This window comes from Nocardiopsis sp. YSL2 (assembly GCF_030555055.1).
Taxonomy (GTDB): Bacteria; Actinomycetota; Actinomycetes; order Streptosporangiales; family Streptosporangiaceae; genus Nocardiopsis.
Genome location: NZ_JAMOAO010000001.1, coordinates 4,897,528 through 4,910,071, shown reverse-complemented (window position 1 = coordinate 4,910,071; position 12,544 = coordinate 4,897,528). Strand labels below are relative to the sequence as shown.

13 protein-coding genes are annotated in these 12,544 nt (G+C 71.9%); 9 read left to right on the top strand and 4 right to left on the bottom strand.

The window, feature by feature from the left end:
- Positions 1-3 precede the first annotated feature (3 nt).
- Positions 4-810, bottom strand: a complete 807-nt coding sequence (locus M1P99_RS21635; RefSeq protein ID WP_304454411.1) for a Sir2 family NAD-dependent protein deacetylase — start codon at positions 808-810, stop codon at positions 4-6.
- A 544-nt stretch (positions 811-1,354) separates the two neighbouring features.
- Between M1P99_RS21635 and M1P99_RS21630 the strand changes: the two genes are divergently transcribed.
- Both M1P99_RS21630 and M1P99_RS21625 read left to right on the top strand, forming a co-directional pair.
- Entirely contained in the window at positions 1,355-1,771 is a 417-nt protein-coding gene (locus M1P99_RS21630) for a hypothetical protein (RefSeq protein ID WP_304454410.1), read from the top strand.
- A gap of 592 nt (positions 1,772-2,363) precedes the next feature.
- On the top strand, positions 2,364-3,248 hold the full coding sequence (locus M1P99_RS21625) for a sulfotransferase (RefSeq protein ID WP_304454409.1): 885 nt from the start codon (positions 2,364-2,366) through the stop codon (positions 3,246-3,248).
- A 77-nt stretch (positions 3,249-3,325) separates the two neighbouring features.
- Here the strand turns inward: M1P99_RS21625 and M1P99_RS21620 are convergent, their stop codons facing one another.
- A complete protein-coding gene (locus M1P99_RS21620) occupies positions 3,326-3,862 on the bottom strand; it encodes a RidA family protein (RefSeq protein ID WP_304454408.1) in 537 nt (178 codons plus the stop codon).
- Between the two features lie 105 nt (positions 3,863-3,967).
- Between M1P99_RS21620 and M1P99_RS21615 the strand changes: the two genes are divergently transcribed.
- Complete coding sequence (locus M1P99_RS21615; protein ID WP_304454407.1) at positions 3,968-4,129, top strand: hypothetical protein; 162 nt, start codon at positions 3,968-3,970, stop codon at positions 4,127-4,129.
- Positions 4,130-4,150: 21 nt separating this feature from the next.
- Here the strand turns inward: M1P99_RS21615 and M1P99_RS21610 are convergent, their stop codons facing one another.
- Positions 4,151-4,978, bottom strand: a complete 828-nt coding sequence (locus M1P99_RS21610; protein WP_304454406.1) for an aldo/keto reductase — start codon at positions 4,976-4,978, stop codon at positions 4,151-4,153.
- Positions 4,979-5,237: 259 nt separating this feature from the next.
- On the opposite strand from M1P99_RS21610, the gene M1P99_RS21605 reads away from it, so the two are divergent.
- From M1P99_RS21605 to M1P99_RS21590, 4 genes are all read left to right on the top strand, one after another.
- On the top strand, positions 5,238-6,494 hold the full coding sequence (locus tag M1P99_RS21605) for a CdaR family transcriptional regulator (RefSeq protein ID WP_304454405.1): 1,257 nt from the start codon (positions 5,238-5,240) through the stop codon (positions 6,492-6,494).
- Between the two features lie 178 nt (positions 6,495-6,672).
- A complete protein-coding gene (locus M1P99_RS21600; protein WP_304454404.1) occupies positions 6,673-7,266 on the top strand; it encodes a Dps family protein in 594 nt (197 codons plus the stop codon).
- A gap of 461 nt (positions 7,267-7,727) precedes the next feature.
- Positions 7,728-8,549, top strand: a complete 822-nt coding sequence (locus M1P99_RS21595) for a rhamnogalacturonan acetylesterase (protein WP_304454403.1) — start codon at positions 7,728-7,730, stop codon at positions 8,547-8,549.
- Positions 8,550-8,700: 151 nt separating this feature from the next.
- Positions 8,701-9,834 carry a pectinesterase family protein gene (locus M1P99_RS21590; protein ID WP_304454402.1) on the top strand — a complete coding sequence of 378 codons (1,134 nt, stop codon included), beginning with the start codon at positions 8,701-8,703 and terminating at the stop codon, positions 9,832-9,834.
- A 68-nt stretch (positions 9,835-9,902) separates the two neighbouring features.
- Here the strand turns inward: M1P99_RS21590 and M1P99_RS21585 are convergent, their stop codons facing one another.
- Positions 9,903-10,616, bottom strand: a complete 714-nt coding sequence (locus tag M1P99_RS21585) for a MerR family DNA-binding transcriptional regulator (RefSeq protein WP_304454401.1) — start codon at positions 10,614-10,616, stop codon at positions 9,903-9,905.
- 116 nt (positions 10,617-10,732) lie between these two features.
- Here M1P99_RS21585 and M1P99_RS21580 point away from each other — a divergent pair, with 116 nt between their 5' ends.
- Both M1P99_RS21580 and M1P99_RS21575 read left to right on the top strand, forming a co-directional pair.
- The gene (locus M1P99_RS21580) at positions 10,733-11,905 is read left to right on the top strand and encodes an erythromycin esterase family protein (protein WP_304454400.1); all 1,173 of its coding nucleotides are present in this window, start codon (positions 10,733-10,735) and stop codon (positions 11,903-11,905) included.
- 99 nt (positions 11,906-12,004) lie between these two features.
- The gene (locus M1P99_RS21575; RefSeq protein WP_304454399.1) at positions 12,005-12,448 is read left to right on the top strand and encodes a heme-binding protein; all 444 of its coding nucleotides are present in this window, start codon (positions 12,005-12,007) and stop codon (positions 12,446-12,448) included.
- Positions 12,449-12,544: the final 96 nt, after the last annotated feature.

Here is a 12,544-nt window from a genome sequence, read left to right as displayed (position 1 = left end):
CCGTCACGCGCCGGCCCGGGACCTGACCCGTTCGACCAGGGCCGGGACGACGTCGCCGATGGGGTCGCGCAGTACCGCGCTGGCGAAGTCGTCGTAGGGGGTCGGCTCGGCGTTGATCACGACCAGGTCGGCCCGCGCCATCATCGCCACGTCGCACAGCCCCGCCACCGGGTGCACCGACAGCGACGTGCCCACGGCCACGAACACGTCGCACTCGCGGGCGGCCTGCGCGGCCCGCTCGATGACCTCGGGGTCGAGCCGCTGGCCGAAGGAGATGGTGTCCGACTTCTGGATGCCGCCGCAGCGCCGGCACTTGGGGTCGGACTCCTCGTCCAGCCGGGCGAGGACCTCCTCGGCCGGGGTGCGCAGGGAGCAGCGCATGCACCGCACCCACAGCATCGTGCCGTGCACCTCGACGACCTCGTCCTCGGGCGTCCCGCCGCGCTGGTGCAGTCCGTCGATGTTCTGGGTGATGAGCGCGCGGAGCCGCCCCGTGCCGGCCAGGTCCGCCAGGGCCCGGTGGGCGGCGTTGGGCTCGGCGCTCCACGCCTGGTGGGCCCGGCGCGACAGCCACACCTGGCGACGGACGGTCACGTCACCCATGTAGGTGTCGAAGTCGGCCATCGCCTCGGCACTGGGGTCCTTGGTCCACACGCCCTGGGGGCCGCGAAAGTCGGGGATGCCAGAGTCGGTGGACACGCCCGCTCCGGTGAGCACGGTGATGCGGCCGGCGGAGGACATCAGTTCGGCGGCCCGCTCGAAGCCCTCGGGATCGGCGAACGGCGTGGAGTCGGTGGTGATCGAGGCCATACCCCATTGTTGCAGCGGCTTTCACCCGGGTTTTGCCCGGCACGGCCGACAGGGGCCGGTGATCGTCCTCCGGACGCCGTACCCTCGGTGCATCCGGGAGGCATCGGGCGAAATGCCCAGCCGATGCGCACGAGAAGAGCAAAGGGTGCGAAAATCGACACCGCCTGAGGATGGCGACCGGTTCCCGTTCACCCGCCCGTGCCCCCGTATGCGAAAGCTCGCCGGAATCACCCGACCCGGCTTGCCTTCCCATCCGACAACGCCTCGAATCCCGACCGCACCGTTCCCTGCCCCGCGCAGACCACCACCGGCGCCCACCGGTGCTGCAAGGCGTGGCCCGTCACGAAGTCCGGACGGCGGTGTGCTTCACCGCCGCGTCGCTCCAGCACGGGAACACCAGAAGCCGGACAGCACCCACAACGTTGTGTGACCCGTACACACGTCGTGACCGATTTCGGTCAACCCAGCTGCGGAGCCTTGTCGGCGTTCCCCAGGTTCGACACAGTGACTGCTTGCGCATTCGATCGAGGCAAGGGGCAGCGATATGGACGAGTGGCATGGGTTGAGCTTGGTACCCAGGCAGGACGGGACGGGGGCCATGTGGGCGGTCGACGAGACCAGGCGCGTCAACGGAGTCAGAGACCTCGTGGGTTCAGTGATCCCGAGTGACGTCTACCCAGGAAAATGGCGGGCCAGCGTGATGATGCCCGGCGAGGGTGGCAGCTTATTCATCCGTGTGGCCACGCAGGGTGAGGAGGAGAAGCTCGTGGAGCGCCCGCAGGTGGGGACGGAAACGTTCAAGACCCCAGAGGAGGCGCTGAACGCCATCGCACGGCACAAGGACGCGCGACCGCGCACTCCGAACACGGGAGGCGGAGCTGAGAGCGGCTGCGCGGTTCTTCTCTTCATTCTGCTCGCCGCACCGACCGTGACGGCCCAGGTCTGGATGATCATGACCTGACGCGATCTACCTCGGTTCGAGACCCAAGACCCAGCCTCGGACTAGCCGGGCCGGCTTCCTTCGGAGCGCCCTTCACGAAGGTCAGCACCTGCTCATGGTGGCGGCCCGTGATCCTGCTGGCCCCCACCGGCCTCCGAACCGCATGGGCACGATCCCGAGAGCACCAGCACGCAGGGGCCCCGCCGCAAGGCTCGTGCCACCGTCCTGGGCCCGGCTCGACCAGGACGCGACCGCGGCCCGGGCCGGAACCTTCGGGTGTCGAGCGGCCCAGCCCTGCACCGTGTTCCCGCGCCCGTGCGCTGGGGGATGTCGCACCTCGCCTCCTGCCCCCGCATCGTGAGCCGGATCTTCACACGTGTTCCGGAGGCAACAGGACCGGAAACACTGAGTCGGGGGATGCCGGATGATCCCGGTAAGTCCCGGTAACCTTTCGGGACCTGCCCCAGGAGTCCGCACACCGCTGTGACCTCGATCACTCATTCGATTCACCGCTGTTGGCCTGCCAAAACACCGGCCGACCTCCCAGGCTCAGGAGCGCACGGCCCGGCCGATGCGCACGAGAAGGGCAAAGGGTGCGAAAATCGACACAATCATGAAGCAGCCCTCCTACATCCTCGTGGTCAACGGGACCAAGGTCCAGCGACCGGTCTTCGTCCTGGGCGCGCCCCACTCCGGCGTACCGGTGATCGCCCAGGCCCTGTCCCGTGCCCCCGGCTTCCACCTCGGCGCGGGGGCCTCCGCGGTGCTCAACACCGTGTACGCCGTGGCCAGACGCCCCTCACTCGCCACCGAGAAGGTGTCGGCGACGGCGACTCTGCTGCGCGAGGCCTACGCCGAGGCCTGGCAGCTCACCCCGCTGACCTGCCCGCAGTGCCCAGGGCCGTGGGCCCGCGTACCCGCCAACACGTCCTCCGAGCCGTGCGAGCACAGCGAACGGGTGAGCCGGTACGGGGACGCCAGCCCCGACCTGCTCTACTGCGCCCCGGCCCTGCACTCGGCCTTCCCCGACGCGCTGTTCGTGCAGATCATCCGGGACGGCCGCGACGTCGTCACGGCGATGATGGAGGACGAGCGCTCGCTCGCCTGGCTCAAGCCGAGCTTCATGAAGGTCGACCACGAGTTCCCCAACCACTTCTTCGGCCTGGAGGACGAGTCGGACCTCTCGGCGTTCTCCGAGGGCTCCACACCCGCCAAGTGCGCGATGCGCTGGCGCGGCGCGGTGCGGATGTCGGCGCGCCTGCGCCAGGAGATCGGCCCGGAGCGGCTGCTGACGCTGCGCTACGAGGACGTGCACGGCGGCGAGGTCGACACGGCCGAGCGCCTGCGCGAGTTCACCGGGGCGCGGGTGTCGGCGACCGAACTGCTGACGGACCGGTCCTGGGGCATCGGCGCGTGGCGCGAGCGGCTGACCCGCGACCAGCACGGCGACGTCCACGGCGTGGCCTCGGTGGAGCTGTCGAGGCTCGGCTACGCCTGACCGGCTCCGGTACGGCCACGCGCGGGCGGCCGGGAGCGCGTCGGCGGCGGCGCGGTCGAGCACGGAGCCGGGGACCGCTAGGAACCGGCCCTCTCGTGCTCGGCGGCGGGCTCCTGGTCGCCGAACCGTCCGGTGACCAGGGACTCGTCGATCTCCTCGACCAGTTCCCAGGCCGCCTCGTCGTCGAGGGTGTCGGCGTCGCGCATGTCCGGGACCACGGCCGTGCACACCAGTTCCACGAGCGCGGCGGCGTCGAGCAGTTCGGTGACGCCCACGACCGACATCGGCGGGTAGTAGCGGCCCATGTGGCGGCGGTAGACCGATCCCAGGGCCCCGAGGTTGACGCGGTAGGCGCTCATGGCGGTGGTGTACACGTGCATGTTCACCACGTGTCCGGGTTCGGCGCCGGCGGCGCGCAGCGCCTCCACCGCGTTGGCCAGCGCCCGGTCGAACTGCTGCACGACGCTCTCGCCGACGACCACCCCGTCGGGACGGCGCGCGGTCTGGCCTCCGATGTGGACGGTGCGCCCGGGCGTGACCACGAGTGCGTGCGCGTACCCCACCGGCTCGGCCAGGGACAACGGATTGATGATCTTGTGCGGTGTCCGGTCCACCGACGGCCCCTCTGCTTCGTCACGGAGCGCCCACGGCACCCGGGACCCGACACGGCGTCCCCACACCGGGAGGGCGGCCGCGGGACGTGCGGATACGATGGACGCATGTCGATCACTGTGCTGCTGTCCGCTCTCGCGCTCGTCGCCGTCCTGGCGCTGTTCGCCGCCATCTTCATCGGCGGGGGCGTCTACGTCGGCCGGCTCCGCCGCAAGGGCACCGAGACCGTCCTGGCCGACGCTCGCAAGACGCGCGATCTGCGCGACTGACCCGCCGGGCCGCGCGGCGGATCAGTCGCCGTCGAACTCGTCGGGGTCCGGGCCGTAGCGGCTGTTGGTGTTGAGGCCGCTGAGGCGGTCCATGTCCGCCTCGGCGAGTTCGAAGTCGAACACCTCGAAGTTGGACCTGATCCGCTCCGGGGTCACCGACTTGGGGATCACCACGTTGCCGAGCTGGATGTGCCAGCGGAGCAGGATCTGGGCTGGCGTGCGCTCGTACTCGCCGGCGATGGCGGTGATCGTGGGGTGGTCCAGGAGCCTGCCCTGGCCCAGCGGGCTCCAGGCCTCGGTGACGATGCTGTGCTTGGCGTCGAAGTCGCGCAGGTCCGCCTGGGTGAGCAGCGGGTGCAGTTCGACCTGGTTGACCATCGGGGCGATGCCGCCCTCCTCCATGACCCGTTCCAGGTGCGCGGGCTGGAAGTTGCACACGCCGATGGCGCGCACGCGCCCCTCGGCGTAGAGGCGCTCCAGGGCCTTCCAGGTGGGCACGTACAGGTCGCGCCCGGGAAGGGGCCAGTGGATGAGGTACAGGTCGAGCCGGTCCATCCTCAGGCGCTGCAGGCTGGCGTCCAGCGCGCGCAGCGTGGCGTCGTAGCCCTGGTCGGGGTTGGCCAGCTTCGAGGTGACGAACACGTCGTCGCGGTCGAGGCCCGACCGGTGCACCGCCTCACCGACGCCCGCCTCGTTGCCGTAGGCGGCGGCGGTGTCGATACTGCGGTAGCCCGTCTCCAACGCGGTCGACACGACGTCGACCACGTCGTCGTCGCGCACCTGCCAGACACCGAAGCCCAGTTGCGGTATCCGCAGTCCGTTACTCAACGTGATGCCGGGAACCGTCATCGCTCTTCATCCCCCGTTGACCCTGAGCGCGAGTTTCATCCTGGTTCTTATGGCGCGGCAGCCCCCTGCCACAGTCGCATACTGCCACGTCGGAGCCGGACCGGCGCGCAGATAGGCCGTGACTGTGCGTGCTTTGCACTCCGGTGACCCGCGGTTGACCGGTCTTCGCCGAACGTGCGCGGCCGTCGCGGGACGCCCCCACCGGCACGATCCGGGGGCACACGGTACGCTCGCCCCGTTCTCCTTCGGAAGGGGGCCGATGGGCCGCGAGGAGCGCGCCCTCGTGGGCGCCGAGCTGGCACGCGACCGGGCCGCCCTGGTGGACCGGATCGTCGCCGAGGTGTACGAGCGCGTACCCGCCTACCAGGCGCTGCACGAGTCGCAGCTCACGGAGGTCCGTGCGATCGCCGCCTGGCTGGTCACCCGTTCGCTGGAGCTGTGGACGGCCGGTGCCGCCGGGCTCGCCCCGGAGGACGTGGAGCGGCTGCGCGGCGTGGGCCGGGCCCGGGCGGCGGACGGGCGCTCCATCGACGCGGTGGTGCGGGCCCACCGGGTGGGGTCGGCTGCGGCGGTCCGGCTGGTGGCGGAGGCCTCGGCCGACCGGCTCGACGCCGCCGACGTGTTCGCCCTGAGCGAACTGTGGCTGACCGCCATCGACCAGATCTCCGAGAGCCTGTCGGTGGGCCACACCGAGGCTGCGCGACTGCTGGACACCGACGTCGAGCGGGCCCGGCGGACCTTCCTCGACGACCTCCTCATCGGCCGCCAGTCCTCGCGCGGGGCGGTCCGCGACCGGGCGCGCATCCTGGGCCTCACCCCGCCGGACCCGGCCGTGCTGGTCGTGGCCGAGCCCGCGTCCCAGCCCTCCGGCACCGCGCCGCGCCCGGCTTCCGGCTCCGGCCAGGGATCGGGGCCCGTCACGGGCTCGGTGGCGGGAACGGGTTCGGGTTCGGGCCCGACCGTGTCGGTCCCGGGCGCGATGGCCCTGCTCGACCTGATCGAACCCACCGGGGCCGATCCCCTGCTCACCACACGGGCGGGACGGGCGGTGCTGCTGGTCGCACCGGCCGACGCCGCGCAGGTGACCGCCGTGCTGGGCGGACGCCCCTGGCGGGGCTGCGTGCTGGCACCGCGCGCGCTCACCGGCATGTCGGCCGCCTACCGCCTGGCCGACGACGCCCTGGAGACGGCGCCCCCGCACGCCTTCGGACACGAGGGCGTCCTCGGGGAGGCCGACGCGTGCGTGCTGGCGCTGCTGAACGGCGGCCCGGCCACGCCGGACGCGGTCCGGCGGGCGGCACTGGGTCCACTGCTGTCCGAGGGCAACGCCCACCTGCTGGAGACACTGCGCACCTACTTCGGGGCCGGGGCCGCGACCACGGCGGCCGACACCCTGCACGTGCACCCCCAGACCCTGCGCTACCGGCTGCGCCAGGTGCGGGAGCTGACCGGCCACGACCCGCACCGGCCCTGGCCGCGCTTCGTCCTGGAGACCGCCTGCGCCATCGCCCCCTGATCCACGCCCGTACCCGCCTAACGGCTCGGCCGCCTCCCCGCCCGTGCGCAAGTCCACCGACCTTTGGCCCGCAGATGGTGTCGCTTTGCGGCTCCCTAGACGGTCGGTGTCCGAGACTGGGCGGCGGAGCTCAACTGGGCTCCGGACGCTGGTACCGCATGCCGGAAGGGGAGGCACCGTGACGAGCACGGACCGTTCGACGGAGACGCCCAGGCCACGCAGCAGTCAGCCGTGGCTGCACCAGAGGGGGAAGGAGATCCAGGAGTTCGGGTCGGTCCGCCAGCTGCCGGTGGGGTTGTCGTACAACACGCGGATGTACTCCTGCCAACGCCTCAACCAGGTCCTGGCCGACACGCAGATCCTGCACAGCCTGTACAAGAAGCACCACTGGCTGATGCGGGGCCAGACCTTCTACCAGCTGCACCTGCTGATGGACAAGCACGCCGACGAGCAGACCGCGCTGGTCGACAGCATCGCCGAGCGCATCCAGACGCTGGGCGGTGTGGCCCTGGGGGACCCCAGGCACGTCGCGGAGATCACCAACATCCCCCGGCCCCCGAACGGTGTCGAGGAGGTGCCCGCGATGCTCTCGCGCCTGCTCGAAGCACACGAGACCATCCTGAGCGACTCCCACGACGCCGCGGCCCGCACGCAGGAGCAGGGCGACGACGGCACGAACGACCTACTGGTGTCGGACGTGATCCGCACCGGGGAGCTCCAGGCCTGGTTCCTGGCCGAGCACCTGGTGGACACCCCGATCGTGCACTCGTAGACCGCCGCCCGAGGGGGCCGGGACCGCGTCGGTCCGGCCCCTTCACCGTATCCGCGCCCTGACCGGACCACCGGCCAGGTCAGGGTGAGCAGGGCCGTCCCCGCGGTGCGCCCGGTCCCGCCCCGCGCGGACTCCGGCACCGGCCTCCGGGGCCCGCCCGTCCTGACCGCGCGACGCGGCCGGGCCGAACAGAGGGACCCCTCCCCCCGACCGCCTCCCCCCGCCCGCCCACGTCGCCCGGGCCCCGCGTAGCGCCGTGACCTGCAAACGGTTGCCGGAAAAGAGCAGGCCAGCGCAGGAGTGAGGGCGCGCACTCTGCCGCCGGAACCGAGTGTCTGAGGCAGAGTGGGGAGGAATCAGCCTTCAGGGGTTGACGTTTCACCGGTGTTTCAGCGACAGTCATGCAATCGGTTGCAGAGCCGATCAGGCTCTGGAAAGCGCTTCCCCCGAAAGAGACCCCCATGATCATCCGACGCAGCTTCCTCGCCGCCTCCGCGGCCGTCCTCGGCGCTCCACTGCTCGCCACCCCCGCCTGGGCGGCCCCCGGCCGGGCACCGCGCCTGTTCGTCACGGGCGACTCCACCGCCTCCACCTACGCCGCCCACGAAGCGCCCCGGACCGGTTGGGGACAGGCCCTCGACCTCTTCCTCGGCCGCGGCGCGACCGTGGACAACCGCGCCCTGTCCGGCGCCAGCTCCAAGAGCTTCGCCGACCTGGGCCTGTTGGACGGCGTCCTGGCCGACATCCGCCCCGGCGACTACCTGCTCGCCTCCTTCGGCCACAACGACTCCAAGTCCGCCGACCCCGACCGCTACACCGAACCCTGGAGCACCTACCAGGAGCAGCTCACCGTCTACCTCGACGGCGCCCGCGAGCGCGGCGCCCATCCGGTCCTGGTGACGTCGGTCGAACGCCGCCGCTTCACCGGCGACGGGGCGCCCCGTGAGTCCCACGGCGACTACCCCGCGGCCATGCGCGACCTGGCCGACCGGGAGGGCGTACCCCTGATCGACCTCACCGCGCTCAGCCTGGAGCTGTGGGGCGAACTGGGCCCCGAGGGCACCAAGAGCCACTTCCTGTGGCTGGACCCGGGCACCCACGCCAACTACCCGGACGGCGTCCAGGACAACACCCACTTCCAGGCGCACGGCGCGATCGAGGTCGCGCGCCTGGTCGCCGCCGCGCTCAAGCGGCAGCGCGTCCTGCACCCCGCCTTCGTCCGCCGGCTCGGCGACAGCCTTCCCGACTCCGCGGTGACCTGGCCCGCCGAGCGTCCCGTCTAGGGCGTGTGCGGTGGATGCCGCCCGCCGCGAGCGGCGCTTCCAGTGGTACTCCCCACGGGTCGAGCATCCACCGCACACGTTCCAGGCCGAAGGGCGGCCCTCCCCCTCACCGCCCTTCCCTTCTCCTCCGTCCCCGCAGGAAGGAACACCAGTGCGCACTCCTCCGACCACGGTGCCGCGACGCGCCGCCCTCCCCCTCGCTCTCGCGGGTGTCCTGGGCGCGTTCGCCTTCACCGGAACCACCGCGAACACGACCATCGAGGCGACCCCAGTGAGCGAAACGACCACCGTGATCACCGTCGCGGCCGACGGCTCCGGCGACTACACCAGCGTTCAGGACGCGGTCGACGCCGCGCCCTCCGACTCCGCCGAGCGCGTGACGCTGAGGATCGGCGCGGGCGTCTACGACGAGCCCGTGGTCATCCCTTCCTCCAAGCCGAACCTGACCCTGGTCGGAGCGACCGGCGACCCGAGGGACGTCGTGATCACCCATGACCGCGCGGCCGGTCTGCCCAAGCCGGGCGGCGGGACGTGGGGGACCTCGGGCAGCGCCAGCGTCGTCATCTCCGGCGACGACGTGCACACCCGCGACCTGACCTTCGAGAACTCCTTCCTGCGCGAGGAGCACCCGGAGGTCACCTCCACCCAGGCGGTGGCGGTCCGCACCACCGGCGACCGCCTGGTGTTCGACAACGTCCGCTTCCTGGGCCACCAGGACACGCTCTACGCCAACTCGCCCAACACGCAGACCACCTCGCGGCAGTACTACCGGAACTGCTACGTGGAGGGTGACGTGGACTTCGTCTTCGGCCGCGGCACGGCCGTCTTCCACGGGTGCGAGATCCGCTCCCTGGACCGCGGCAGCGGCACCGACAACGGGTACGTGACGGCGCCCAGCACGCCGCCGGAACAGGAGTTCGGCTTCCTGTTCACGGAGTCCTGCTTCACCAGCGACGCCCCGCCGGAGTCGGTCTACCTGGGCCGGCCGTGGGTGCCCAGCTCCGACCCGGACGCCCGCCCCCAGGCGCTGATCCGCGACTCCTGGATGGGACGGCACTTCAAGGAACAGGGCTGGATCGAGATGTCCTCCGGACACGACTGGCGCCGGTTCCAGCTGCGTGAGTTCGCCAACAGCGGTCCCGGCGCACTGACCACGCCGGACCGTCCGCAGATGAGCGCGGAGGAGGCCGCCGGCCACACCGCCGAGGCCTACCTCGCGGGTGCCGACGGCTGGAACCCGGTCCGCGAGCCCGCCCGGCCGGTGTGCACGGCGCGGGGCCGGTAGGGACGGTACCGCGGTTCACGGGCCCCGGTGCGCGGACGACGGCTCCCGCGCGCCGGGGCCCACCGTGTTCAGGGGCCCGGGAACGGCCCGGGCCGGGAGCGCGCGAGCAGAGTCAGGTAGTCGTCGAGGGGACGGCCCGCCGCGAGCATGGCCCGGCTCCGCCGGGAGATGCGCTCGCGCCACTGCCGCAGGAGGTCGTCGAGGGCCTCGGGGCCGCCGGCGGAGCGGAGCCGTGCCACGAAGTCGGCGATCTGGGCCAGCCCGTGGCCGCCGCGCCGCAGCTGCGCGGCCGCGTGGGCGTCGCGGACCGCGTCCGGCGTGTAGAGGCGGTACCCCGTGGCCGGGTCGCGCTCGGGCCGCAGGATCCCGGCCCGCTCCCACTTGCGCAGCGAGGCGGGGTGCATCCGGAGCCGGTGGGCGAGCGCTCCGACGGTCACACCGCCCGCGCGCGGCTCCGGGTCGGCGGTCAGGTCGCCGAGCGCCGCGGTGACCTCGTCGAGCGTCCGGCGCTCCTGCAGGAGGTCGGCGTGCGCCTGGTCGACCAGGCGGAACAGGGCCGCCTCGTCGTCGCGGCCGGCGGCCCGCATCACCCGCACCGCCGTCGCGTGACCGAATCCGGCGCGCAGGGCGAGGAAGGCGCGCAGGGCCTGCGCGTGGAGGGCCGTGTAGCGGCGGTACCCGCTGGGACTGCGTTCGGCGGACGGCAGGATCCCCTCGTCCTCGTAGTTGCGCACCGCCTGGGCGGAGAGCCCGTGCTCACGGGCGAGGTCGATCGGTCGCATGAACCCTTCCTTTGAGGCTTTCTCGGCCTGAGAGCGCTTCTTCGGCGTCAAAGTCTCAACCGAGTGTTCAAGGATACGGTCGAAGGTGGTCGATCGCTTCGAGGTGAGGATCTGTGATGTCCCTGTCCGACTACGGCCTGCGCGCCGATCCGGGCCCCGCGGTGGGGCGACTCCTGGACACGTGGGGGCGCACCCCCCTGGTGCTGGGGATGGGCGAACCGACGCACGGCGTGGAGAAGTTCCTGCTGTTGCGCAACGAGGTGTTCGCCCACCTGGTGGAGCACCGGGGCTTCCGTTCCTTCGCGCTGGAGACCGACTGCCTGACCGCGGCGACCGTCGACGACCACGTCACCGGCCGGACGGACGGTCTCGACCTCGGCACGGCCCTCAGCCACGGGTTCGGTGCCTTCGCGGGCAACCGCGCACTGGTGGCGTGGATGCGCGAGTACAACGAGGAGCGCGAACCCGGCGAGCGGGTCAGGTTCCACGGTGTGGACTCACCGCTGGAGATCTCGGGTGCGGCGAGCCCGCGAGCGGCCCTGGAGGCGGCGAGCGCGTACCTGGGCGAGCACCTCGGCCGTGTTCCGTTCGAGGGGCTCGCGGACATCGACGACGCCGCCTGGGAGAACCCGGCGGCGATGATGGACCCCTCGGCCTCCGTCGGCGGCGGCGCCGAGGCCCGCGCCCTGCGCGTGGCGGCCGACGACATGATGGGCGTCTTCGAGTCCGAGGCCCCGGGCCTGCGGCGGGCCGACTCCGACGAGGGGTACGAACGCGCGCTCCTGTTCGCCCGGACGGGGCGGGGGCTGCTGCGCTACCACGCGGCCATGGCCTCGGACGCCCCCGACCGGGTGGCCCGGATGCTCGGTCTGCGGGACGCGATGATGGCGGACCACCTCCTGGCGGTCGCCCGGACCGGGGCTCCGTGCCTGGTCTCCGCGCACAACACCCACCTGCGGCGCTGCCGTTCGACCGTGGACTTCGGCGGGACGGACCAGCACTGGTGGAGCGCCGGTGCCGTCGCGGCGTCGTTGATCGGGGACGGCTACGCGGTCATCGGCACCGACTCCGACACGGTGGCCTCCGGTGAACCGAGCCTCCAGGCCGCGTTGGCGGACGCCACGCGGGACCGGGCGCTGTTCCCGGTGGAGCGGTTGGGCGACCTGCGCGACCTGCCGCCGGCCGCGTCCGCGGACTACCGGTACATTCCGCTCTCCGGCCTCGACGGCGTCGACGCGGTCGCCTTCGTCACGGGAGTCCGGCTGGACGAACTGCCGAATTCCTACTGAGAAAGGACCATGAATCCGGAGGATGCCGGTCTATCCGGCCGGTTGTGCGTGACCTACCTTCATGTGGTGACCATCACAACGCCGACCGAAGGGGCATGCTTGGCAGCCATCACTCTGGATCAGGCGCGGGCGCTGATCGACGGCGCTCTGAAGTACGCGGAAGCCCACGACCTCCGACCGCTCACCGTCGCCGTGCTGGACCCCGGCGGGGTCCAGGTGGCCCTGGCCCGCCAGGACGGATCGGGACTGCTCCGACCCGACCTGGCCGTGGCCAAGGCCTGGGGCGTGCTCGGGCTCGGCATGTCCGCCCGGGCGATCGCCGCCCGGGCGGAACAGTCGCCGGAGTTCTTCACCTCCGTGGCGGCCCTGGCCCAGGGGCGCGTCGTCGCCGTGCCCGGCGGTGTCTTCATCCGGGACGCCGAGGGAACCCTGGTGGGGGCGGCGGGCGCGACCGGCGACACCTCCCTCAACGACGAACTGAGCCTCGTCGCGGGGATCCGCTCCGCCGGGCTGTACCCCGAGACCGGGGCCGAGGAGGACTGACAGTCAGTCAGCGTCTTCCTGGGGCCTCCGCTCGTGCCCACGCCGTCGCCCGCCACCACCCTCAACGGCCACCTTCGGCGCAGTGCTTCCTGCTTC

Coding starts and splice junctions, on each gene's coding strand:
- M1P99_RS21615 (WP_304454407.1), top strand. CDS start 3,968: ATGTCGATCACTGTGCTGCTGTCCGCTCTCGCGCTCGTCGCCGTCCTG.
- M1P99_RS21635 (WP_304454411.1), bottom strand. CDS start 810: ATGGCCTCGATCACCACCGACTCCACGCCGTTCGCCGATCCCGAGGGC.
- M1P99_RS21630 (WP_304454410.1), top strand. CDS start 1,355: ATGGACGAGTGGCATGGGTTGAGCTTGGTACCCAGGCAGGACGGGACG.
- M1P99_RS21595 (WP_304454403.1), top strand. CDS start 7,728: ATGATCATCCGACGCAGCTTCCTCGCCGCCTCCGCGGCCGTCCTCGGC.
- M1P99_RS21625 (WP_304454409.1), top strand. CDS start 2,364: ATGAAGCAGCCCTCCTACATCCTCGTGGTCAACGGGACCAAGGTCCAG.
- M1P99_RS21610 (WP_304454406.1), bottom strand. CDS start 4,978: ATGACGGTTCCCGGCATCACGTTGAGTAACGGACTGCGGATACCGCAA.
- M1P99_RS21585 (WP_304454401.1), bottom strand. CDS start 10,616: ATGCGACCGATCGACCTCGCCCGTGAGCACGGGCTCTCCGCCCAGGCG.
- M1P99_RS21605 (WP_304454405.1), top strand. CDS start 5,238: ATGGGCCGCGAGGAGCGCGCCCTCGTGGGCGCCGAGCTGGCACGCGAC.
- M1P99_RS21580 (WP_304454400.1), top strand. CDS start 10,733: ATGTCCCTGTCCGACTACGGCCTGCGCGCCGATCCGGGCCCCGCGGTG.